Consider the following 23,063-nt stretch of genomic DNA (forward strand, 5'->3'; position numbering starts at 1 on the left):
CCCCTTGCGCGCGAGTGTTGCCCCCGGGGACACCGCCGCCCGACCGAGTCCGCTCCTCTCCTCACCGGCGATGCCCGCATCGCCGGTGCTGCCGTCGCGCGACATGCCGCGCTGGCCCGCTCACTCCGTCTCGATGAAGCTCTCGTCGGTGCCTCCGCCGTACCGGCGCCTGCTGAGCACGCGGGAGAGCAGGATCGCGATGGCGAGAATGACGCCGTAGAAGATCTGCTGGATGTAGATCTGCGCGCCCAGCAGCTGAAACCCTGAGACGCCGAACGCCAGGAAGTACACGGCGATGCCGGTGCCGATGGCGTTGAACCGCCCCGGCTGGATCGTCGTGAGGCCGAGGAACGCGGCGGCGTACGCCGGCAGCAGCAGGCTGTTGCCGTCGCCCGGGCTCGCCGACGCCTGCGTGCCGACGAACAGCAGCCCCGAGATCGCGGCCATGAACCCGGCGATGACGAACCCATAGGCCCGTGCTCGTGCGACCGGAAAGCCGCTGAGCCGTGCGACCTGCCGTGACTGGCCGACGAACAGCGCGCGCTGCCCGAACGGCGTGAACGTCAGCACGTACCAGACGATGAGCATGATCACGATGCCGATGTAGAACTCCCAGGGGATGCCGAACAGGTCGTTGTAGAACACGATCTGCACGAGGTCGCTCGAGACGCCCGTGATGGTCTGCTCGCCCGAGATCCACTCGATGAGTCCCACGAACACGGTGCCGGTGGCCAGCGTCAGGATGAACGAGTTGGCGTTGAAACGGATGATGAGGAACGCGTTGATCGCACCGCCGGCGAGCCCCACGGCCAGACCGATCAGGCAGCACAGCCAGATATTGACGCCGGCCTTCGTGTTGAGCACCGCGACGACCATCGACACGAGGCCTGACAGGCTGCCGATCGACAGATCGATGTCGCCGTTGGTGAGGGGAATGAGCAGTGCGAGCGCCAACACGAACAGCACCGCCTGCGACCCGAGCACGCTGGAGAAGTTCGCAGCGGTGAAGAAGCTGGGGGTGGCGATCGTGAACGCGATGATCAGCAGCACGAACGCGACCGGCAGCATCGCGCTCTCGAGGATGTTGCCTGATCGGCCGGCGAGGATTCCCCGGCGTCGCGTGATGCGCGTGCGCTGCGTCTGTGTCGGCGTGCTCAGCTTCGGTTCGGCCATGGCTTCACCCCTCCCGTTCGGACGTGCGCGCCCCGGCCGCGTAGACGGCGGCGGTGATGCGGTCGCGGGTGATCGGCGCCGTGATCTGCGCAGCGATCGCCCCATCGGAGCAGACGAGCACCCGCTGCGACACGTCGGCGAGCTCGTCGAAGTCGGTGCTCACCCAGATGATCGCGATGCCGGTGGCGGCCAGTTGTCGCAACATACCGCCGAGCTCGGCGCGGGTGCCGACGTCGACGCCCTGGGTTGGCTCGTGGAGGATCAGCACCAGCGGCGGGTCTTCGAGCCACCGCGCCAGCACGACGCGCTGCTGGTTGCCGCCGGAGAGCGACGAGACGAGAGCGGTGCCGTCGGGCGGCCGCACGCCGAACGCGCGCGCACGCTCGTCGGCGGTGCGCCGCAGCGCACGCCGATCGAGGAAGCCCCCGCGCACATACTGCCCGAGCACCAGCGACAGCATGTTCTCGCCGACCGTGAGTGCGGGCGCTATCCCCTGCTGCGCGCGGTCGGCCGGCACCAGCGCGAGACCCGCGGCGCGTGCCGCGCGGGGGCTGAACCGGGCCAGGTCGTGCCGAGCACCGCCGACGCGGATCACACCGCTCGCGCCCGCGAGCGCGCCGAACAGCGCGTACGGCAGGTCTTCGGCGCCCGAGCCGAGCAACCCCGCGACGCCGACGATCTCGCCGGCGTCGACGGTGAACGTAGCGGCCCGCAACTGGCCGCCGACCACATCGGCGGCGTCGAACAGCGGGCCCGCGCCGGCGCCGGAGGCCGCGGCATCCCGCCCCTCCGCGCCGGGGGTGCGCACCGCCTCGACCGCCCGCGAGGCCGCACGCTCGATCGTGGCCGACACGTGGTGTCCCGAGATGAGCTCGACGAGGCTCTCGTCACTCGTGTCGGCGACGACGACGTCGCCGATGACCGCGCCGTCGCGCAGGATGACCGCGCGGTCGGCCAGCTCGCGGATCGCCGGCAGGTCATGTGAGACGAACAGCACGGCCGTGCCGCCCCTCGCGACCTGACGCACGAGGTCGAAGAGGAAGACCTTCTCGTCTTCGGGCAGGAACACCGTCGGCTCGTCGAGCACGAGAACGCCGTGGGCTGCTTCGCCGGTGCCGTCGGCGGCATTGACGCCGGCGCGCTCGCGGAACAGGCGCAGGTCCTCGGCCGCGCGCACGATGGCCAGCAGCGCCTGCGCGGTCGGCCGCAGGTCGCCGACCGTCGCCCGCGGGTCGAGGTCGACGTGGTACCGGTCGAACACCCGCTGCGCGGCGCGGCGTTCGCGGGACCAGCCGATCGGGGCGAGGATGCCACGGCCAGAGCCGACCCGTCGCCCGACGAACAGGTTCTCGACGACGCTCAGCCCGATGCCCAGGCCCAGGTCCTGGTAGACGAAGCTGAGCCCGAAATCGCGGTAGTGGTCGTGCGGCACCGGCAGCGGCACCTCACGCCCGGCCACTCGCAGCCGGCCGCCGGGCTCGGGCGCGTGGAACCCGGAGAGGATCTTGACCAGTGTCGACTTGCCCGACCCGTTCTCGCCGAGCAGGGCGAGCACCTCGCCCTGCTCGATCGTCAGGTCGACGCCGGCCAGCGCCAGCTGCCCGCCGAACCGCTTGGCGAGATGCCGCGCCTGCAAGGCCGGCACCGGAGCGCCGGCATCCCCTCCCACCGGATTCATGTCGCCGTCAGAGCGTCGGGGCGTTCCAGAGCGTGCGATAGGCGTTCTGATAGGCCTTGCCGCCGTATCCCTCCTCGTTGTACCCGCCGCTCGAGGTCAGGAACCCCTTCGCGGTGGCCGGCACCCAGAATCGGTTGGGCACGAGCTCCTTGTCGGGACTGGCCGCGGGCTCGCCTGCCAGCAGACGGATGGTCTGGTCCATCTCGGCGTAGGCGTCCCAAGCCACGCTCGGCCCGACGTCGGCCTGCAAGATGCCGTCGTCATGGCCGACCATCGTCTGGATCGTCGTCGCGCTCGCGCCCCAGGCGTAGACCTTGACGTCGTCGCGCTTGGCCTGTTGCACGCCGGTGACCGCGAAGGTCGCCATGCCGTCGAACGCGACGAACACGGCATTGATCTTCGGGTCGGCCAGCAGCGCCGACGACACCTGGTTCGTGGTGTCGCTGGTCCAGTTCTGCACCGGGATGTCGATCGTCTTGTCGACCGTGCAGACATCACCGCAGTCGGCCTTGACCTCGCTCTTGACCGCGGCCGTGGCCGCCGGCCCCTGGATCACCGAACTGCTGGTGACCATGAGCGCGTGCAGCGGCTTGCCGGCAAGGGCCACCACCGCGGCATCCACACTCGTCTTCATGCCTTCGGCCGTCTCGACCCCGGTCACCGCGTCGAGACCGGAGTAGTCGTTGGTCTCGTTGTAGTTGCCGTCGATGATCTTCACGCCGGCCTTGGCCGCCGATGTCAGCTGCGGACCGATCGCCCCCGGGATGATGCCGCAGAACATCGCGAGCACGTCCGCGTGCGCCGCGATCGCGTTCTTCACGCCGGTCGCCCATTGGTCGGGTGAACCCGAGTTGCTGAACGTGATGACCTTCGCGCCGAACTCCTCGCCGAGCTGCTTGTAGGTGGCGACCTGGTGGTTGCAGGTGTCGATCTCGTTGTTGATCGGGAAGGCGTAGATCGTCTTGCCCTTGATCGCCGAGACGTCGACGCTGTCGCCTGGAGCCGTGAACTGCGGCACCTTCTCGGCGTCGCTGACAGCGGTCTTCAGCTTGGTCAGCGTCGCCTGCGACACCTGCGTGCCGGCCGCGTTGCCACCCGAGCCACCCGACCCGCCCGACCCGCCGCCCGAGCTGCTGCACCCCGCGAGCGCCAGCGCGCACGCCAGTGCGGTGACGCCGATCACCATCCCCCGCTTGACTCCGTGCCCTCGGGTGGGGCGCGCCTTCACTGCATGCATCTGATCCTCCGACCAATCGATGATTGCGGGAATTACTCAGAGGCACACTTTGCGCATTGTGCGCACGTAGCGGTCAGCCGACCTCGTCAGGGCTGTTCGGGAAACCAGCCCGGCGGGACCATCCAATCGTCGCGTCGTTGCAACGCGTGCATGTGTCTTTGTTCCGCATGCTAGAGATCGCATACCAGATCGTCAACAATTTTGGATGGCCTCGAATGATACTCACAAGTTCGTGCCGTGGGCGTGAACGGCCGGGTCGAGGTCTCCCGGTGACGCTCCTGGGGATAAGGACGTGTCCTCATCCCCAGGAGCGTCCGGGCGAAGGCGCCGACGTGAGCTGAGCCACCGCCTCGACCACCAGGTCGGCGAAGCGCCCGTGGTCGAGCTGCAGCGCGACATCCACTCGATACTCGCTGCCGGTGCCGTGGCGCATGGCCGGCACATCGACGAAGTCGACGACGGTCATGCCGCGGGTCCAGGTTCCGCGCAGCTCGACGTGCACGTCGGCCTTCGCCGTGTTGAACACCGCAGGATCGATCACCGCCGCCACGCAGCACGCGTCATGGATGGGGGGATGCGCGAACCCGAACACCTCGTGGTAAGTCGATCCGAAGAACTCCCAGACATCCAGCACGAACCGGCTCACCGGGCCGCCGATCGTGCGCACGCGTTCGTTGAGCTCGTCGGTCGCGAGCGCCTGGTGGGTGAGATCGAGACCGACCATCGTGACGTCCCACGATCCGCGGAACACGTCTTCGGCGGCCTCGGGGTCCACGGCGATGTTGAACTCGGCGGCGGGCGTGGCGTTGCCGCGCGTGTAGGCGCCGCCCATCACGACGACGCGCTTGACGCGGTCGATGATCTCGGGATGTACCCGCATCGCGAGCGCGACGTTGGTGAGGGGGCCGGTCGCGACGAGCGTGACGGTGCCGGGCTCGTGAGCCAGGATCGTGTCGGCGATGAGGTCGACCGCGTGCCGCGGGTCGACCTCGAACGCCGGCTGCGGAAGCACCGGGCCGTCAAGCCCGGAGTCGCCGTGGATGTCTTCAGCCACCCGCTGCGGCTCGACGAGCGGCCGGTCGGCGCCGCGCGAGACCGGCACGCGGATGCCCGCAACCGTGCACACCGCGAGTGCGTTGCGCGTGACCTTCTCGAGCGTCTGATTGCCGGCGACCGTCGTGATCGCGAGCAGCTCGACGGCGGGGCTGCCCGCGGCCAGCAGGATCGCTATGGCGTCGTCATGCCCGGGATCGCAGTCGAGGATGATCTTCTCCATCGCCCGATTCTCGCGCACGCGCACCGCAGCCGCACCGGCAAGTCCCGCAGATCGACGAGCGCCTGCAAGCCGTTCCGCCCGGCCCCGCGCTCCGTGTCATCGCACCCGCGCGTTGTCAATGCCTCGCCGCACGAGGCGCGAGCACGCCATGATGGAGCGATCGGCGGGAGGAGCAGCGTGGACGACATCGAACGACTGGCGAGCGCGGCGTCGCGTCGCGGCATCCGGGTGGCCCTGGCCGAATCGCTCACGAGCGGGCTGCTCGCAAGCAGAGTCGGAAGGGGTGAGGATGCCGCGACCTGGTTCGCCGGCAGCATCGTCGCCTACCTGACGGACGTGAAGGAAGGCCTGCTCGGGCTCGAGCCCGGCACGGACCCGTGCTCGCCCGAGTGCGCGGAGCAGCTCGCCGGCGGCGCGCGTTCCCTGCTGACGGCCGACATCGCCGTCTCGACGACCGGTGTCGGCGGCCCTGACCCGGAGGACGGCCATGCCCCCGGCACGGTTTACCTGGGCTGGGCGACGGCTGACACCACGGGCCACCGCTTGCTGCGCCTGGACGGCGGCCCGCAGCAGGTGCTCGATGACACCGTGTCCGCGGCCGTCGCCCTGCTGGCCGACCTCGTCGAGCAAGGCGGCTAGCTCAATCCTCGACGACCCCCTCAAAGAGCGCGAGCAGGTCTCGATCGCGAGTGAATACGGGGATGCGGTCGAATGGCGAGGGCACGGTGACTGTCTGTCCGCCGTCGAACTGCTGCCCTGTCCAGACGTCGGTCCACGTGCCGGCCGGCAGGTAGACGTCGCGTGCCACGCCCGATTCCTCGAGCACTGGCGCCACGAGCAGCCCAGATCCCAGCATCCATTCTGTCTGCGCGCTCCAGACGTTCGGGTCGTCGGGCCACTCGAAGAACAGCGGTCGCATGAGCGGCAGGTCGGTCGCGATCGTGTCCGCAGCGGCGGCAGACAGGTACGGCACGAGCCGCTCGCGCAACTGTGTGAACCGACGGAACACCGGCAGCACGCGTTCGTCACCCGTGCGCTCGGCGATGTTCCACGGCGTGCGGTCGCGCGAAGGTGTGCGGTGGTGGTTGAACTCGGAGTGGTACTGCATGATCGGCACGAAGGTCGACGCCTGCGCGGCCCGGACGTAGAGTTCGGCCGATGGGATGTCTCCGGAGAACCCGGCGATGTCCCAGCCCCAGTAGACGATTCCGCAGGATGCCGCGGTCAGGCCCGCGTTCATCGACCAGCGGAACGCCTCCCATGTGGAGTTCTCGTCGCCGGCCCAGAAGGCTCCGTGCGACTGCGAGCCGGTGAAGCCCGCCCGGCTGAACGTCACCGGCGCCTTGCCGGTCGACGCGAGCAGCTCGCCGTACGCCTTTGCGTAGCCGACCGGGAAGAGGTTGTTCTTCTCGTCACCGCGTCGCCCGTCGAGATAGACGAGTTCGGCGCCCCACGCGTGCTCGCCGCCATCGGTCTTGAACCCGTCCACGCCCAGCTCCTCGACGAGGTAGCGGCGCTTCTGAGTCCACCACTGGGCGGCGCGCTCGTCGGTGAGATCTGGCATGAGGGCGAGCGGGAACCACCACCCGCGGTTGCGGTACGGCCGCGTTCCGCCCCGCAGGTCGGGTTCGCGGATCAGAACGTCGTCGCGCACGGCCGCTGCGGCATCCGCTGCCAATTGCCCGGTCGGGTGCGGACGCATCTTCAGTAGCGGGATCTGCCACAGGTGCAGCCGGATGTCGCGATCGTGCAGTTCGTCGGCCATCCCCTTCGGGTCGGGCCACGCACCGTCTTCGGGGAAGGTGAAGTCGCTGAGCCGGTGCGGAGCGCCGTCTTCGGCCACCTCGTAACGCGCGTCGCGAAACGCGGTAAAGGTGGATTCGTCGCTCCAGGCCTCGATGACGACAGAGCCGACCGGCACGTCGTGCTGCGCGTGAAGGTCCATCTGACGCATTACTTCAGCCTGCGTGTTCCACTCGTTGCCGCTGGCCCACAGCCGGAACACCCACGCCGGCAGCTCGGTGGCTCGGCCGACGCGGTCGAGAAACGCGCGCAGGACCTCAACCGGACTGCCGTCGAACAGGCGCAGCGCGAGGTCGCCGCCGGGCCCGGTCTCGGCTTCGATGACGATGCGACCGGGATCGGTCTCGCCGACGTCGAACCACACACGGCGCGACGTGTCGATGTGGAATCCCCAGCCGGTGCCGCCGGTCACGTGCGCGAACGGCATCGGCAGATACGTCTTGCGTTCGGCGCCCTGGCTCTTGTACTGCTCGAAGACGACGGCGTCGAGGCCAGTTCCGGTCTGGTCGACGGCGTCGTGACGTTCGCCGAACCCGGCGACACGCTCACCGGCGCTCAATGGCAGCGCGAAGCGCACTCGCCACGCGCGCTGCCCATCGTGCAGCACTTCAGTGCTGTTCGCGAGCGCGCGACCGCGGCCGTGTTCGGCGACTGCGCCGGGTGCGGCTTGCCACTGCGCGGCGCGGAAGTCGAACCACCGAGTGCGCTCGACGCGGCCATCGGTGCGAGTGGCGACGAACCGGTAACGGTAGGTGCCGTCCGCACGCAAGTTGTCGACCCGGGTCTGCCAACCGCCCGCGGAACGCGCCATGCGGGCCGCCGCCGAGGCAAGGTGCCCGCCGTCGCTAACGCGGCCGCGCGAGGTCGTCGCGACACGCTCGAGGTCGTGCTCGTCGACGACCGGGGCGCCGCCGTCGTCGGACCGCCACTCGAGCACGCACACGGCCGACTCGACGCCGGCGTCGGCGCGCAGCCCGAGAGCAACGCTCTCGCCTGCAAGGGGCACGACGGGCGAGCGCTGCTCGGTGTCGATCGAGTACGGGTGGCCGGACCCCGAAGGGCGATGGCGGATCATCGGGTGCGTCCTTCCGTCACGTCGGGTATTCGGCCAAGGGCAAGGCCCAGCCGCAGGAACATGGCGTGGCTCCATAGCAGCGGTGTGGCCACGGGCCCCCAGCGATCTACCCACTCCTGCCGCATCCCGGGGGCGATGAGGTGTCCGGCCGTCTGTTCCGGCAGATCGAACTGGTCGGTGGCCGTCTCCGCTGCCCAACCGAATAACTCCTCGGCCCGCTGTCGGTCACCGTCGGCGAGGTGCGCGAGCCCGAGGAAGCATGACAGCAACGGCCACTGGCCGCCGCCGAAGAACGTGTCGCCGAGGTAGCGGTGCACGCCGCCATCGACGGTGAGGTGGGCTTCGAGCACCGCGACGGTGCGGCGGGCAAGGTCGGAGCCGGGGTCTACGAAACCGAGCGGCGCGATGGCCGCGGCGAGGCTGCCGTCGACGGCAGTGCTGCCGAGCCATTTGATGAGGTGCCCGTCCGCGATTCCGTCGGCAGCGACGAGCTTCTTCATCGCCGCCACCTCGCTCTGGATACGTTCGGTCAACTCGGCGTCCACGAGCTTCTCGTCGGCAACCGCGCTCAGTCCCGCCGCGATGCAAGCCAGCGTCGACACGTGCACGTGCTGGGAGTGCTCCTCCCACCAGTCGTAACAGGGGCGCTGCCATGAGGCGAGCAGGTACTCGGTGGTCAGCGTTACGGCGTCGCGGTACCGCGTGCCATCGAGGCCGTGCCGTCCGAGGTGCTCGACGAGCGCCCACAGCCAGGTGCCGTAGCCGTCGAGCTGAAAGTCCCACCACTCGTCGGCGCCGTCGCCGCCGGCAAACGTGAACCGCGCCGGAAGCATCCGCACCGCCGGCACAGGGCGCCCCTCGCGCGCGTCGTCGACGATCGCATGGATCGCATCGGCGCGCCGCTCGATGACATCCGCACACCAGTCGTAGAAGCGTCTCGCCGAGTCGATCTCCCCCATCGCCGAGGCCGCATCCGCGATGAACGAGCCGTCGCGCAACCAGCTGTAGCCGACGTAGGCGGAGAACGTGGGACTGGCCGGGTATGCCCCTTCGGGCGTCTGCAGAGACGTGATGAGGTGGATGCTGCGCTCGGCGAGCGCAGCGATGTCGGCCGCGCTGCGGTGAAGAGTGGTATCGGTCACAAGGAGTCTTTCGTAGAGGGGCCGTGCCCGCCGTCGGCGGCGGGCACGGCCGGTCCGGTGCGGTTACTGCAGGAGTGCGTCGACCTGATCGGCCAGCGCGGGGATGGCCTTCTCGGTCGTGGTGCGTCCCGCTGCAATCTCGCCGAGGGCGTTGGTCACGGCATCCTGGATCTGCTGCGACTGCGAACCGAGCTGCGGTGCGACGGCGATGTTCTCGAGAGCGTCGAACACGGCCTTGCGGTTCGCGGGCGGCGTCTGCTCCAGATAGGGCTGCAGCAGCGACTCGTCGCTGATGGCGGGCAGCTCCCAGCCGGCGTCGAGGCGGACACCCACCATCTCCTTCGAGCTGCTGAGGTACTCCGCCCACTTCTGAGCGGCTTCCTTGTGGTTCGAGGCGTCAGAGACGACGACGGCGTTCGAGAACGTCGCGCTGGCCTTCTGCGCGTCACCGGGTTCAACGGCGATGTCCCAGCCGAACGGCAGGTCGCCGACGAGGCTGATCATCCAGATTCCGGTGTGCCACATGGCGAGCTTGCCGTCCTTGAACAGGTTCGTGTCGAAGTCGGCGGTGCCAGCGCCGTCGGCGGCGGTCGGCATCACCGTGCCCGACTTTCCGGCGATCCATTCTGCGGCGGCCTTCCCTGCCTCCGAGTCGAACGCCGTCGTCTTGCCATCGGACGAGAGGAACGAGCCACCGGCCTGCTGAACGGCCTTGTAGTACTCGTTGTAGGTGACCGGCTGGTAGTCGCCCCACACGCCGGCCTTCTTGTCGGTGAGCTTCTCGGCTGCGGCCTTCTCGTCGGCCCAGGTCCAGTCGGCGGTGGGGTAGTCGACGCCGGCCTTGTCGAAGAGATCCTTGTTGTAGAACAGGACGACGTTCGAGAACGACGTGGGCAGCGCGTACTGAGCGCCGTCGACCTTGTAGCTGTCGAGCACCGACGTGCGGTATGCCGACGCGTCGACGCCGTCGAGCGCGGCCAGCACCCCATTCGCTTGGATGTTGGCGAAGCTGCCGGCGTCGACGTCGAACACGTCGGCCTGCGTACCGGCGGCGAGGTCGGTCTGCAGCTGTGTGAAGTAGTCGCTGTAGGGCGCGGTGGTGACCTTCACAGTGATGTTGGGGTTCTCGTCTTCGAAGGCGGCGACGATCTTCTTAAGGTTGTCCTCGTTGCCGCCGTTCGAGATGAAGTTGGAGTAGGTGATGGTGACGGGGCCACTGTCGCCGGCGTCGCCACCGGATGATGAGCAGCCGGTGAGCCCGAGGGCTGCCACCAGCGCGACGGATGTCGTCGCGACGATTGTCTTTTTCATGGTGCGGGATCTCCTTTGATGAGGCGTTCGGGTGGAAGGGTCATTTCAGGCCGGTGCCGGCCACACCCTGGACGATGTACTTCTGGGCGAAGACGTAGAGGGCGAACATCGGCAGGATGCTGATGACCGAGCCGGCCATGAGCACGTCCCACTGAGTCGAGTACTGTCCTTGCAGGCTGGACAACGCGACCGGCAACGTCTGCATGGCGGGGTCGCGCAAGATGATGAGCGGCCACAGGAAGCTGTTCCACGTGTTCAGGAAGGCGAACACGGTCAGCGTGGCCAAGGCGGGACGGACCAGCGGAAGCATGATCTGGAAGAAGATCCGGAAGTGCCCGGCACCGTCGAGTGTGGCGGCCTGGTCGAGGTCGTAGGGCACGCTGCTCATCGCCTGACGCAGCAGGAACACCCCGAATGCCGAGGCGATCGTCGGCAGGATCGCACCGAAGTAGGTGTTGATCAGGCCGAGCGTCTTCATCTCGGCGAACAGGGGCACGATCAGCACCTGGAAGGGGATCATCATCGTCGCGAGGTACAGCACGAACACCGCGCCGCGGCCGCGGAAGGGCATCCGGGCGAAGGCGTAGGCCGCCATGGCGCTGGTGATGAGCTGGAATACCGTGCTGATCACGGCGATGATGATCGAGTTGAGGATGACCTGCGCGAACGGCACCCGGCTGAACAGCTGGAAGTATGGGGCGAGCGACGGGTTGTCAGGAATCAGCTTCGGTGCCGTGGTCAGGGTGGCGCCGGGGGTGAGGGATGTCACGACCGTCCATACGAACGGGAACACCATGATGAGCGCCCCGACGATGAGCACGATGTAGAGCAGAGTCTTCGTGATGGCGTTGCGCCGGGCGGTCTCAGTCATAGTTCACCCACTTGCGTTGCCCATAGAACTGGATGAGCGTGACGATGAGGATCACGAAGAACAGCAGCCAGGACAGTGCCGAGGCCATGCCCGCCTGCCCGTAGCGGAACGTGAGGTCGTACACCTGCTGCACCACGACTTGACTCGAGTTGTTGGGCCCGCCGCCGGTCATGACATACACCTGGTCGAAGACCTGGAAGCCGTTGATGAGCGAGAGCACGATGACGAAGAAGGTCGACGGCGACAGCATCGGGAGGGTGACGCTGAACAGACGTCGCCACCAGCCCGCGCCGTCGAGGGATGCCGCTTCGTAGAGGTCGCTGTTGATGGCTTGGAGACCGGCCAGCAGGATGACCATGACGAAGCCCAGGTCCTTCCACGCCGACGCGAGGATGATCGATGGCATCGACCACGCCGGGTCGGTCCACCAGCCGGGACCATCGATGCCGAACCAGCCGAGCACCGTGTTGACGATGCCGGTGCTGGGGTTGAGCAGCCAGCGCCACACCAGGGCGACGACGACCCAGCTGGTGACGACGGGCAGGAAGTACATGCCCCGCATGAAGGAGCGGCCGCGCAGCTTGGCGTTCAGCGCGAGCGCAAGTGCGAGTCCGCCGACGTAGACCAGCGGCAGGTAGCCGACGATGTAGTAGATCGTGTGCAGGAACGCCTGGCCGGTCGCCGGGTCAGTCACCAGGTGTGCGTAGTTGTCGAGTCCGACCCATTTCATCGGGCCGATGAGGTTCCACGAGTGCAGGCTCGTCCAGGCCGCCGACAGCATGGGGCCGATGACGAACGCGAGCAGCGGAATGAGGCTGGGCAGCAGGAAGACCGCGACCGTGAGAAGGTACTTCGTCTTGCGGACGCGGCGCCGGCCCGCCGTCGCGGGCGGCGCAGGCGGAGCAGCCATCGGGGGCTGCATCGTCATGGTGCTCATGGGCGCGCCTCGATCGAGGCGACGAGCCGCTCGCGCACGAGCCGGCCCTGTTCACCGGCGACACCCTGCGAATCGAAGGGGGTTGCCAGCACCAGCGCAGCGGCACCCTGCGCCCAGCGGTCGTCCTGCCAACGCTCGACGGCGACGGTGGTGCCACGCTTTCCGGGCACCAGCGCGCTGCGCAGAGCGCGTTCGAACGGCCCTGACCAGTGGTTCCACGCCTCGACGCCCTCGCCGGAGAGCACGACGATGTCAGGAGCGAACAGGTTCACGGCACCGGCGAGTGAGCGACCGAGCTGCTGTCCGGCATGCGCGAAGATCTCACACGCCTCATCGTTCCCGGCGTCGGCCAAACCATGCAGCTCGTCGATGCCTTCCGCCTCGCCAAGCAGTCGGATCGATCGGGCATCGTTCACGAGAGCCGCCTGCCCGATGATCGCTTCCAGGCATCCCCTGTTGCCACACTGGCACAGCGGACCGTCTTCGCGCACGGGCACGTGGCCGAGGTCGCCGGCGCCACCGGCCCGGCCCCGGACGATCACACCGTCGGCGACGAGGCCGGCGCCCACGCCGTTGCCGACCGTGACGACGAGCACGTTGCGGAAGTCGCGGCCCTGCCCGTAGAGCTGTTCGGCGACCGTGAGCGCATTTACGTTGTTCTCCACGACAACCGGCAGCCCGAGGGCGCGACGCATCTGCTCGCCGAGCGGCACCTGGTTCCAGCGCAGCTGGGTGGAGTCGACAACGCCGATCCCCTGTTCAGCGACGGTACCCGGCAGCCCGACGCCGACGCCGATGAGCCGGTCGGATTCGCCGGCGGCGATGAATTCGGCAACAAGATCAGTGAGATGCGGCACGGCAAGCGGTGAGACGGCGTCGAACGGACGTGTCTCGGAGCGTCGCACAACGCCGTCGATGCCCACTTCGACGAAGGCGAGGTGGTCGGGCGCGACCTTGACTCCGAGCGCAGTGATGTCGTGCGAGACCAGCCCGAGCATGCGCGCGGGGCGGCCGCCGCTGCGGGCTTCGTCGAGCTCTTCGAGCAGTCCGTCGGCGAGCAGGTCACGGGTGAGCTGGGTGATAAGGGCTGCCGAGACGTCGAGCGCGCGGGCGAGCTCGGCACGCGACGCGGGGCCGTGCGCACCGAGATGCGCGAGGATCGCCGTGCGGTTGACGTCCGTCTGTGATCGACCCGCAGCACCCATTTCACTCCTTTGTTAAGTCGTGAAGAAAGAGTAGAAGGAAGTGCGAGGGTATGTCAAGCACGTGCGTTGGTGGCCTGGCCGCGCGCTTCGTGCGGCGTCGTACCCGAGCGACCTCGGGCAGACATCACAACCCGTGACTTGGCAGAAGTGGCTGGATTGACGGCGGCTCTTCCCGCCGCTTCTGGCAACTCACGGCACTCAGCGGGTGAGCGAGCCTCGCGAGCCCCTACCGCCGCACCCGCCCCCGACGCTGCGCGATGCGGGCCGAGCGGTCGAGACCGAAGCTCAGGCGCGCGATGTATCCGCCGATGGCGGTGCCGGCGGCAAGGCCGAGCCCGGTCGCCGCCGCCGACAGCAGCGCGGGCGCCGCGGCCGACGGCTCGAAGTCGTCACCGATCAGCGCGTAGAGGCCCTGGTAGAAGGCCAGACCCGGGATGAGCCCGATGATCCCGGCCATCGCCATCGCGGCCTCGGGCACCTTGATCCACCGGTATGCGAGGTAGGCGATGATCCCGGCGACCGCGCCGGCGATGCCGGCGGCCAGGCCCGGCTGCGGCATGAGCGGACGCAGCAGGTAATACACCGCAAACACGATGACGGCGTCGGCGGCCATGAGCGGCGCCAGGCCGAACCGCACATAAGAGGTGAGCGCGAAGCCGATGCCGATGAGCGCGACCCCCAGCATCCCGGCCCACAATCCACGGCCCGAGCCGAGCGAGGTTCCCACCGACGCCGGCACGCCGAGCCGGAAGGCGACCCCGATCGTCACCCAGATGCCGATGGCAAGGCCCAGAGTGAGCATGACGACTTCCATGGTGCGCGCTGCCGCGGTGAGGTAGTACCCGTCGACGGCGTCACGCGCGGCGGTGGTCAGGCCGATGCCCGATAGCAGCATGATGATTCCCGAGATGACGATGACCGTCGGATGGTTCGCTCCCGGCAGCTCCACCCCCATCGACCGCAGCGAGTACATGAACACGGCGATCGCGGTGATAGCCGCCGCGCAGGCGATCTGCGAGAAGAAGACGGCGATCCCCCACTTGGCCAGACGCCGCCCGATAAGGTCGGCGACGACGGCGGATGCTGCGGCCACCAGCGCGAGCACGAGGCTGGCGTTGAACATCACGACGACTCCGCCGGCGAGCACCGCCATGCCGAGAGTGACGACCCAGCGCCGGTACGGATGCGGCTGGTTCAGGATTGTGCTCAGCCGGTCGCGCGCGTCGTCGACGTCGACGGCGCCGCCCGTGGTGACGATCTCGTCGATGAGCCGATACACCGCCTGCAGCCGCGTGTAGTCGATGGTGCGCACCTTGACGACGCGCATGATCGAGATCGGGTCCTCGTCCAGTCCGCGGTGCACCGAGATCGTGATCGACGTGAACGCGATGTCGACATGCACGTTCATCAGCCCGTAGATCCCGCTGATGCGCAGCACGGTGGCCACGACGTCGGCTGTGGTCGCGCCGGTCGCCAGCATCGCCTCACCGCTGCGCAGACACAGGTCGATGACCGCACGCGCGTGTCTCTGCGAGAGCGCGTCGGCGCTCCACGGGATCGAGACGCGCTGCGTGGGCGGAAAGGCCGTCCGCACGATCTCGCCGGTGAACGCGCGCATCCGCGCTGCCCACCACATGCGCAGCCGGCCCTCCGATTCGATCTCGCGCGTCACGGTTCCAGCCTAGGCGCGCCGCGTTCTGCGGCAAGGGCGCAGGAGACGGGTGGATGCCGCGGCCCGCGGGCTCCCTCACCCCGCGGCCTCGGCCTCCAGCCGGGCGCGGTCGGTGATCGCCGTCCAGCGCCGACCCGAGTCGATGACCCCCTCACGGTGCCAGCGGCTCATCACGCGCGACACCGACTCGGGGGTCGAGCGGGCGAGCCCGGCGAGATCGGCGCGCGTCAGCGGTACCTCGATGAGCACCCCGCCTGAACCCTGGTCTTCGCCGAGCTTGTCGGCCAGGCGCAGCAGCGCGGTAGCCACGCGCCGCGCGACCGTGTCGGAGCTCTGCCCGCCGATGTCGGCATGAGCCCGCGCAAGCCGTGCGGCGACGTCGTCGAGCACGCACAGCGCCACGGCCGGATGCTCGGCCAGCACCTCGCGGAACGCCTCCTGCCCGATCTGCAGCACGCAGGAGCCGACGAGCGCTGTCGCCGACTGGCGGTGCACAGGTTCGCCGAGCGTTCCCATCGCGCCGAAGAGCTCACCGGGTCCGAGCACGTCGGCGACGGTCTCGGCGCCCGACGCCGTGGTCTGCGTGAGCTTGATACGTCCCTCGGCGACGATGTGCAGGTGCCCGGCCGGGTCGCCGGCGCGGTAGACGCTCTCGCCCTCGCGCCAAGACGTCACCTGCATGCGGTCGTCGATGCGCGCGAGCTCAGTGTCGGCCAGACCCGCGAAGTACGGCGCGCGCTGCAGCGCCCACAGACGCACCGGCCGCGGGCACACGTGCGGCAGCCGCACCTCGCGCAGCGGAATCCGTCGCCGCGCACCGGCCTCCGGCGCCGTGCTGCCCATGCCTTTGAGCGTACGCGAGGCACCGTGCCACCGGGCGTCCGGCCCATGCCCGTGAGACTGCAACTCCCGGACGAGAATGCGGTTGCTTCCCCCTGTCTCAGCGAGGGTTGCCGCATCACCGATCGGTCGTGGGGAGTGGATGCCGCAGCCGCCCGATCTGCGGTTGATTGACGTGCGTCATGGTCGGGGCGTGGCATCCCTTCTACTTTCAGAACATCAGCAGAAGGGAACCGCCATGAACACGGCCACCACCACCCACACCACACTGCGCGGCCAGGGCTTCGCGTGCCCCTCGTGCGTCGGCAAGATCGAGAAGCAGCTGAAGCGCCTGCCCGGGGTCCAGCACGTGACCGTGCACTTCGCCTCCGGCCGCATCGAGGTCGACCACGACCTCACCGTGATCAGCGCCAGCGAGCTCGTCACCGCGGTCGGCAAGGTCGGCTATTCGGCGTTGGTCTCGACGTTCTGAGCGGAGGGACACCGTGCGTCATCTGATTCGCAGCAGCCGCAGCCTTGGCAGCCTTCGGGTCTTCCACAGCCGGTGGGGCGTCCCCGCGGTCGCGGGCGCGCTCATCGCCCTCTCGTTCGGGTTGTCGAAGCTGTTCGGCCTCACGGTGTGGGGCGATGCGTTCATGCTCGCGGCGGCGGCGACCGCCGGCATCCCGATCATCCTCTCCGCGCTGCGTGCGCTGCGGGCCAAAGTCGTGGGCATCGACCTGCTCGTGTCGGTCGCGGCGATCGGCGCCGTGGTGCTCGGCGAGCTGTGGGAGGCCGCGGCGGTCACGTTTCTGTTCGCAATCGGTCACGCGCTCGAGCAGGCGACGCTGAACAAGACCCGCTCGGCGCTGGCCGAGCTGGTGGCCGTCGCACCCGAGACGGCCGTGGTGCTGCGCGACGGCGTGCAGCACGAGATCGCGGCCGCCGCCGTGGAGCCCGGCGAGCTCGTGCTGGTGAAGAACGGCGCGAAGGTGCCGGTCGACGGCGTCGTCGCGCGCGGTGTCGGCGCGGTCGACGAGGCGTCGATCACGGGCGAGTCGATCCCCATCGAGAAGGCGGCCGGCGACCACGTGTTCGCCGGCACGGTCGCGACCGGCGGCGTGCTGCAGGTGACGGCCACCGGCGTCGGGGCCGACACGACACTGGCGCGCATCATCCACCGGGTCGAAGAGGCGCAAGACGCCAAGGCGAAGACCCAGGCCTTCATGGACCGCTTCTCAACCTGGTACACGCCCGGTATCATCGTGCTCGCGCTCGTGCTGGGCCTGGTCACACAGAATCTGACGCTCGCGTTGACACTGCTGGTGATCGGATGCCCTGGGGCCCTGGTCATCTCGATTCCCGTCGCGATCGTGGCAGGGATCGGGCGCGGCGCGAAGGACGGCATCCTGATCAAGGGCGGCGAGTACCTCGAGACAGCCGCGAAGGTCGACGTCGTCGCGATCGACAAGACGGGCACGCTCACCGAGGGGCGCCCGCACCTGACCGACGTCATCATCGTCGACCACGCATACGACCGCACGCAGGTACTCGCACTGGCCGCACGCGCCGAGGCCGGGTCGGAGCATCCCCTCGCCCGCCCGGTGCTCGACGCGGCCGCGGCGGCCGGGGTCGCGGTCGTGGGCTTGCCGTCGCACACAGAACCGGTGCCGGGCCGCGGCGTGATCGCGACGCTCGACGGACGGCAGGTCGCCGTCGGCACGCTCGCACTGTTGCGCGAGGGCGCGGCGCGAGGCGTGGACGTTGCCGCCGCGGCACCGCACGCGCGCCTGATCGAGGCTGTCGCCGACACCGTCGACGAGCTCGCCGCCGCCGGGCGCACGCCGATGGTGGTCGCCGTCGACGGACGTCCGATCGCCGTGCTTGCGGTCGCCGATCACGTGCGGCCCGAGGCCCTCGAGGCGATCCAGCGCCTTCATCGCGCCGGCGTGCGCCGCGTCGTGATGCTCACCGGTGATGCACCGCGGGTGGCAGCGGCGGTGGCCGACGAGGTCGGTGTCGACGAGGTGCGCGCGGGCCTGATGCCCGAGCAGAAGCTTGAGGCGGTGCGAGAGCTGCAGCGCGGCGGACACACCGTGGCCATGGTCGGCGACGGCGTCAACGACGCGCCCGCCCTGGCCGTCGCCCACATCGGCGTGGCCATGGGCGCGGCCGGCTCGGGCGTCGCGATCGAGACCGCCGACGTCGCCCTCATGCGCGATGACCTGCTCGCACTGCCGCGCGCCCTGGGACTGGCCCGGCGCACGGTCGCGGTCATGCGCGAGAACGTCGCGGTCGCCATGATCACCGTCGCGGCGCTGCTGGCGGGCGTTGTCTTCGGCGGCGTGACGATGGCGGTCGGGATGCTGGTGCACGAGCTCTCCGTGCTGGCGGTCATCGCCAACGCGATGCGGCTGTTGCGGGCGGATGCCGTGGGCCGCAGCCGCGGCCCGGCGCGGCGACCTGCACTCCGGACTCTTGCGCGCCTGCAGCGGCTCGAACCGCCCCGGTCCGCGATCGTCGAGCGCGCGCAGAGAGCCGACGAGTCACCCCACGTCGCTCGGCGGAGCTGAAATCGGATGGTCCACAGGGGTTCCCGATTCGCTCGCCACGTGATCGCTCATAGTTATCAAGACGTGAGCGCAGCGCGACCCACCGGTGCACCAGAAATTTCCGAGCGCGCGGGGTGTCCGATTCGCTCACCGCTTGATGTTCCTGAGACATCAACTGGTGAACGAATCACGAAGCCCCTCCCCGCGCCGAATTTTCGCCCGTCAACCCGCGCCGAATTTTCGCCCCGCCACGGGCGGCCAGTGAACCCCACCCGTTGAGCGAGCGAAGCGAGTGGAATCGCCCTGACCCGGGAACCCCGCCGCCCGCCCACCCCCTGCCAGACTTACCCCATGCCCCTGACCTCCGCACAGCTCGACCGCGCCGTCGGCGCGGTGATCGCCTCGGCCGCCGGCGACGCGCTCGGCTCGCAGTATGAGTTCGGCCCGTCGCTGCCCGACACGACGATCCCCGAGTTCGGCGTCGGTCACTTCGGTCACGGCGTCGGCGAGTGGACCGACGACACGAGCATGGCGATTCCGATCCTGCAGGTGCTCGCCGACGGGCACACGCTCGAAGACCCCGCGACTCTGGCCGAGATCGTGCAGTCCTGGCGGCGTTGGTCACTGTCAGCGATGGATGTCGGGATCCAGACCCGCGGCATCCTCTCGTCGATTCCGTCCGATGCGAGCGCCGAACATGCCACCACCGCCGCCCGGCTCGCGCACGAGCGCCTCGGGCGCAGCGGCGGCAACGGATCGCTCATGCGCACCGGCCCGGTCGCCCTCGGCTATCTGAACCGCACCCCTGCCGAACTCGCCGACGCTGCCGGGCGCGTCGCGCAGCTGACCCATTGGGAAGACGACAACGTCGTCGCCTGTGCACTGTGGTGCCTTGCGATCCGCCACGCGATCCTCACCGGCGAGCTCGACATGCACGCCGCCCTCCGGTCGTTGAGCGAGCCGCGAAGCGGCGAGTCGAAACGCCCCGACCCCCGCCCGTTGAGCGAGCGAAGCGAGTCGAAACGCCCCAACGCGCTCCCGCCCGAAACCGCAACCCGCTGGGCGCAGCTGATCGACGAGGCGCTGGCACCCGGCATCCACCCCCGCGCGTTCAGCGACGAGAACGGCTGGGTCGTCCGGGCGTTCCAGGGGGCGCTGGCCGCCGTCGCCGGGGCGACGTCGCTGGTGGATGCCGTGCAGCGCGCCGTCCGCGGCGGCAATGACACCGATACCGTGGCCGCGATCGCCGGCGCCTTGGCCGGCGCCGTCTACGGTGCTGCGGCCGTGCCGGCCAACTGGCGCGCGCAGCTGCACGGCTGGCCGGGTATCGACGCCGATGAGCTCGAGCGGCTCGCCCGCCGAGCGGTCGCGTAGCCCCAGGGGCCCGGCGCCGGCCGACGGCGCGTCAGGACCCGATGACGACGATGCCGTCCTCATCCGATACAAGGCTTTCACCCTCAACGAATGTCACGCCGCCGAACTCAATGGGCACTCCCGCTTCGCCGGTTCGATTCTTCAGGCTCTTGCGCGGGTTCGTGCCCAATGCCTTGATGGATATGTCCATTTCGTCGAGGACGGCTGCGTCCCGTACGGCACCACAGATGACGATGCCCGCCCAGCCGTTGTCGATCGCGAGTCTCGCCATCTCGTCGCCCATGAGAGCCCGATGCAACGATCCCCCACCGTCGACGACGAGAATGCGGCCGTGTGCAGGCTCAGCGAGCACCTCGCGGAGCAGGACGTTGTCTTCCCGGCTCCGGACAGTCGTGATTGAGCCGCTGAACCGCGAGCGACGGCCGAACCGCCGGAACTGGAGGTCGCACGAGCGTACATCGTCGCCGTAGTGGTCAGCCAGATCGGCCGTCGACTGGAAAACTTCCTCTGTTGTCATGACCGACCTCCCTTTGACAGTTGCGTATGAACTGGTTCGGGTGCCGGGAGACGCCGCCACCGCAGATGCCGGCTCTCCACGCTGCGCGCCGTGGTCAGCTCGACAACGGCGAACTTCTCAGCCAGCGCCGCCTTCAACGCGGGCGCCACGTCGGCGAGCGACGCCGCTCGCGCCGCATACGCACCAGCGGCGATTGCGAACTCCGCGATTCCCGGGGCACGGATGACGGCGAGTTCCGCCTGCCCGTCGTCAGCCGCGAGGCGGTGGTATTCGGTGCCGAGCGCCTCGTCATTGAAGACCACCGCAGTCAATCGAACGCCCGCGCGCACGGCGGTATCCAGCTCTTGAGCATGCATCATGAACCCGGCATCCCCCTCGAAGACGACAACGCGTCGATCGGGGGCACCCGAGGCCACCCCGATGGCCGTCGTCATTCCCTGGCCGATCGAACCGAACCCTTGCGCGAGAAGCGTGGTTCGCGGCCCGCTTCCTCGCAGAAGCGCAGATGCGAAGCCCGACGAGTGACCGTTGGCGATGACGATGAGTGCGTCGTCCGGAAGGATGGCGTCCAGTTCGATCACCGCCTTGCGGGGATCGACCGTGCCCTCCGGAATGTTCGGGGCGTACTGTTCGAAATCGCTCGCCCAGTTGGAAGGCCACGGTGATATCGGTCGAAACCAGGGTCGACGACGGTCCCCTATGGCGTCCGCCTGTTCGGCCAATTCGGTCAGCACACGTCGCGCCTCTCCCAGAACAAGGTGAGCATCGGTGGGCCTCACCGGGGCATCCGCTCTGCGGTCGAGGCGGTACGTCTCAGCTTCCGGAAAAAGACGACCGCTTCGTGTCGTGGACGCACCGATCGTGGAGCCGATTCCGACAACAACGTCGGCCGAGACGAAGACACGCTCCGCTTCGGGGTCTGCAAGTCCTCCTGCAATCCCCAGGTTCTGCGGATGGCCGTCGAACAGTCCCTTCGCCGGCAGCGTCGTCGCGAGTACGGCTCCGAACTGCTCGGCAACACGCACAACGAGGTCGCGCGTGCCCGACTCGACCACCCCCCGACCGGCGAGAAGCACGGGCCGGACAGAACTGGCAAGAACCTCCAGCAGCCCTGCCGCTGCAGCTTCGCTGTCGGCATCCGTAGCCAGTCGTTCCTCAAGATTCGAGCGAAGGCCCTCGGACGCACCAGGCTGCGCGTGAAGCAGATCCGCGGGGATGCCGACCACAATCGGCTTCCGCCATCTGGCCGCGTCGCGAAGGGCCGTGGCAACGACGAACCCGCCGTCGTCGTCCGGGCCGACGAGCCGGTACTCTGCTTCGCACGCCGTCACGAACGCCTGCTGATCGAATTCTTGCGCTCCCGTATAGCCAGACGGGGTCTCTCCCGCAAGCAGGACGACGGGGGACCGATTGCGAGCAGCGACAATCAGGGATGTCGCGGTGTGGGTAAGCCCCGGCCCGTGGGTGACGGTGGCAACGCCGGTGCGTCCTGACGACCAGGAATACCCTTCGGCCATCGCGACGGCATTGCTCTCGTGACGCACTTCGACAACCTGGATGCCGCGGGCCGCAATGGGCTCGATGAGGCGCATGTTGCCGTCACCCATCAGCCCGAATACATGAGTTGTCCCGTGTGCGACAAGTACGCCCGCGATGGCGTCAGCAGTTGTGGTCATTCGTCCGCTCCTGGAGTTCAGAACTGGTATCGGCGCAGGCCGCCATCGAATGGGACGACGGTGCCGGTGAGGTAGTCGGCCTGGCTCGAGCACAGGTAGACGGCGAGTGACGCCAGCTCATCCGGGCGACCATAACGGCCAACCGGGATCTCCTTGCTGTGCTCTGCCCTCTGCTCCTCGGAGTAGTTGCGGGTCATCTGTTCGGTAAGGATTCGCCCAGGTGCTATGCAGTTGACGGTGATGCCACGCGGGCCGAGATCTCGCGAGAGGCCCTTTGCCCAGGCATGGGTCGCCGCTTTGGCAGCGAACGCAGGGCTTACTCGCGGGGGCTCAGACTTGCCGGTGATGTTCACGATGCGACCCCACCCGCGCTCCGACATACCTCCGACCATCTGCTCCGCGAGGCGACGTTGTTGCGTGAAGTTCAGAAGCAGAGCGGCGCTCCATGCATCCTCGCTGCCGTGGTCGTCTTCGCGTCTATGACCTCCCGCCGCATTGATGAGGATGTCGATTTCACCGAGTGCGTCGAATGCACGAGCCGAGATCATCTCTGGTGCGTCTTGTGCGGTCAGGTCCTGCGCGATCACGGCGATCTTCACACCATGGGCCGCACGAAGCTCCGCAGCGTACTCCTCAAGTAGATCCGCGCGCCGCGCGACGAGTGCTACCGCCACGCCTTCCGCTGCGAGGCCACCGGCGATGGCTCTCCCAATGCCGGCAGTGGCCCCCGTCACGACAGCGCGAC

General features: G+C 68.6%; 19 protein-coding genes. 4 read left to right on the forward strand and 15 right to left on the reverse strand.

The window, feature by feature from the left end; all coding sequences use genetic code 11:
* Positions 1-120: 120 nt before the first annotated feature.
* The 4 genes from PU630_RS16225 to PU630_RS16240 all read right to left on the reverse strand — a co-directional run bounded on the left by PU630_RS16225 (position 121) and on the right by PU630_RS16240 (position 5,364).
* Complete coding sequence (locus PU630_RS16225; protein WP_275278094.1) at positions 121-1,173, reverse strand: ABC transporter permease; 1,053 nt, start codon at positions 1,171-1,173, stop codon at positions 121-123.
* 4 nt (positions 1,174-1,177) lie between these two features.
* Entirely contained in the window at positions 1,178-2,851 is a 1,674-nt protein-coding gene (locus PU630_RS16230) for a sugar ABC transporter ATP-binding protein (RefSeq protein ID WP_275278095.1), read from the reverse strand.
* 7 nt (positions 2,852-2,858) lie between these two features.
* Positions 2,859-4,037 carry a sugar ABC transporter substrate-binding protein gene (locus tag PU630_RS16235; protein WP_275278096.1) on the reverse strand — a complete coding sequence of 393 codons (1,179 nt, stop codon included), beginning with the start codon at positions 4,035-4,037 and terminating at the stop codon, positions 2,859-2,861.
* 349 nt (positions 4,038-4,386) lie between these two features.
* Complete coding sequence (locus PU630_RS16240) at positions 4,387-5,364, reverse strand: nucleoside hydrolase (RefSeq protein ID WP_275278097.1); 978 nt, start codon at positions 5,362-5,364, stop codon at positions 4,387-4,389.
* A 177-nt stretch (positions 5,365-5,541) separates the two neighbouring features.
* Between PU630_RS16240 and PU630_RS16245 the strand changes: the two genes are divergently transcribed.
* Complete coding sequence (locus tag PU630_RS16245; RefSeq protein WP_275278098.1) at positions 5,542-6,003, forward strand: CinA family protein; 462 nt, start codon at positions 5,542-5,544, stop codon at positions 6,001-6,003.
* 1 nt (position 6,004) lies between these two features.
* Here the strand turns inward: PU630_RS16245 and PU630_RS16250 are convergent, their stop codons facing one another.
* From PU630_RS16250 to PU630_RS16285, 8 genes are all read right to left on the reverse strand, one after another.
* A complete protein-coding gene (locus PU630_RS16250; RefSeq protein WP_275278099.1) occupies positions 6,005-8,242 on the reverse strand; it encodes a glycoside hydrolase family 31 protein in 2,238 nt (745 codons plus the stop codon).
* A complete protein-coding gene (locus PU630_RS16255; protein ID WP_275278100.1) occupies positions 8,239-9,384 on the reverse strand; it encodes a glycoside hydrolase family 15 protein in 1,146 nt (381 codons plus the stop codon). The genes PU630_RS16250 and PU630_RS16255 overlap by 4 nt, the downstream gene beginning before the upstream one ends.
* 63 nt (positions 9,385-9,447) lie before the next feature.
* Positions 9,448-10,695, reverse strand: a complete 1,248-nt coding sequence (locus tag PU630_RS16260) for an ABC transporter substrate-binding protein (protein ID WP_275278101.1) — start codon at positions 10,693-10,695, stop codon at positions 9,448-9,450.
* Positions 10,696-10,735: 40 nt separating this feature from the next.
* Positions 10,736-11,566, reverse strand: coding sequence for a carbohydrate ABC transporter permease (locus PU630_RS16265; RefSeq protein WP_275278102.1), 831 nt, complete (start codon positions 11,564-11,566; stop codon positions 10,736-10,738).
* Complete coding sequence (locus PU630_RS16270) at positions 11,559-12,503, reverse strand: carbohydrate ABC transporter permease (protein ID WP_275278103.1); 945 nt, start codon at positions 12,501-12,503, stop codon at positions 11,559-11,561. Before PU630_RS16270 ends, PU630_RS16265 begins: the two co-directional genes overlap by 8 nt.
* The gene (locus tag PU630_RS16275) at positions 12,500-13,708 is read right to left on the reverse strand and encodes an ROK family transcriptional regulator (RefSeq protein ID WP_275278104.1); all 1,209 of its coding nucleotides are present in this window, start codon (positions 13,706-13,708) and stop codon (positions 12,500-12,502) included. Before PU630_RS16275 ends, PU630_RS16270 begins: the two co-directional genes overlap by 4 nt.
* 226 nt (positions 13,709-13,934) lie before the next feature.
* On the reverse strand, positions 13,935-15,380 hold the full coding sequence (locus PU630_RS16280; RefSeq protein ID WP_275278105.1) for a threonine/serine exporter family protein: 1,446 nt from the start codon (positions 15,378-15,380) through the stop codon (positions 13,935-13,937).
* Positions 15,381-15,455: 75 nt separating this feature from the next.
* On the reverse strand, positions 15,456-16,223 hold the full coding sequence (locus tag PU630_RS16285) for a Crp/Fnr family transcriptional regulator (protein WP_275278106.1): 768 nt from the start codon (positions 16,221-16,223) through the stop codon (positions 15,456-15,458).
* 235 nt (positions 16,224-16,458) lie between these two features.
* Between PU630_RS16285 and PU630_RS16290 the strand changes: the two genes are divergently transcribed.
* The 3 genes from PU630_RS16290 (at position 16,459) to PU630_RS16300 (ending at position 20,125) form a co-directional block, all read left to right on the forward strand.
* On the forward strand, positions 16,459-16,692 hold the full coding sequence (locus tag PU630_RS16290; protein ID WP_275278107.1) for a heavy-metal-associated domain-containing protein: 234 nt from the start codon (positions 16,459-16,461) through the stop codon (positions 16,690-16,692).
* 13 nt (positions 16,693-16,705) lie between these two features.
* Positions 16,706-18,772 (forward strand): heavy metal translocating P-type ATPase, encoded by a 2,067-nt coding sequence (locus PU630_RS16295; protein ID WP_275278108.1) that lies wholly within the window; start codon positions 16,706-16,708, stop codon positions 18,770-18,772.
* Between the two features lie 330 nt (positions 18,773-19,102).
* The gene (locus tag PU630_RS16300; protein WP_275278109.1) at positions 19,103-20,125 is read left to right on the forward strand and encodes an ADP-ribosylglycohydrolase family protein; all 1,023 of its coding nucleotides are present in this window, start codon (positions 19,103-19,105) and stop codon (positions 20,123-20,125) included.
* A 31-nt stretch (positions 20,126-20,156) separates the two neighbouring features.
* Here PU630_RS16300 and rraA read toward each other — a convergent pair whose 3' ends face one another.
* From rraA to PU630_RS16315, 3 genes are read right to left on the reverse strand one after another with little or no spacing between them, the layout of a single operon-like run.
* A complete protein-coding gene (gene rraA, locus PU630_RS16305) occupies positions 20,157-20,642 on the reverse strand; it encodes a ribonuclease E activity regulator RraA (protein ID WP_275278110.1) in 486 nt (161 codons plus the stop codon).
* Positions 20,639-22,318: a thiamine pyrophosphate-binding protein gene (locus PU630_RS16310; RefSeq protein WP_275278111.1), complete on the reverse strand. Its 1,680-nt coding sequence runs from the start codon at positions 22,316-22,318 to the stop codon at positions 20,639-20,641. Before PU630_RS16310 ends, rraA begins: the two co-directional genes overlap by 4 nt.
* Before the next feature lie 17 nt (positions 22,319-22,335).
* The gene (locus tag PU630_RS16315) at positions 22,336-23,052 is read right to left on the reverse strand and encodes an SDR family NAD(P)-dependent oxidoreductase (protein ID WP_275278112.1); all 717 of its coding nucleotides are present in this window, start codon (positions 23,050-23,052) and stop codon (positions 22,336-22,338) included.
* Between the last annotated feature and the right edge of the window lie 11 nt (positions 23,053-23,063).

The organism is Microbacterium horticulturae (assembly GCF_029094505.1).
Classification (GTDB): Bacteria; Actinomycetota; Actinomycetes; order Actinomycetales; family Microbacteriaceae; genus Microbacterium; species Microbacterium horticulturae.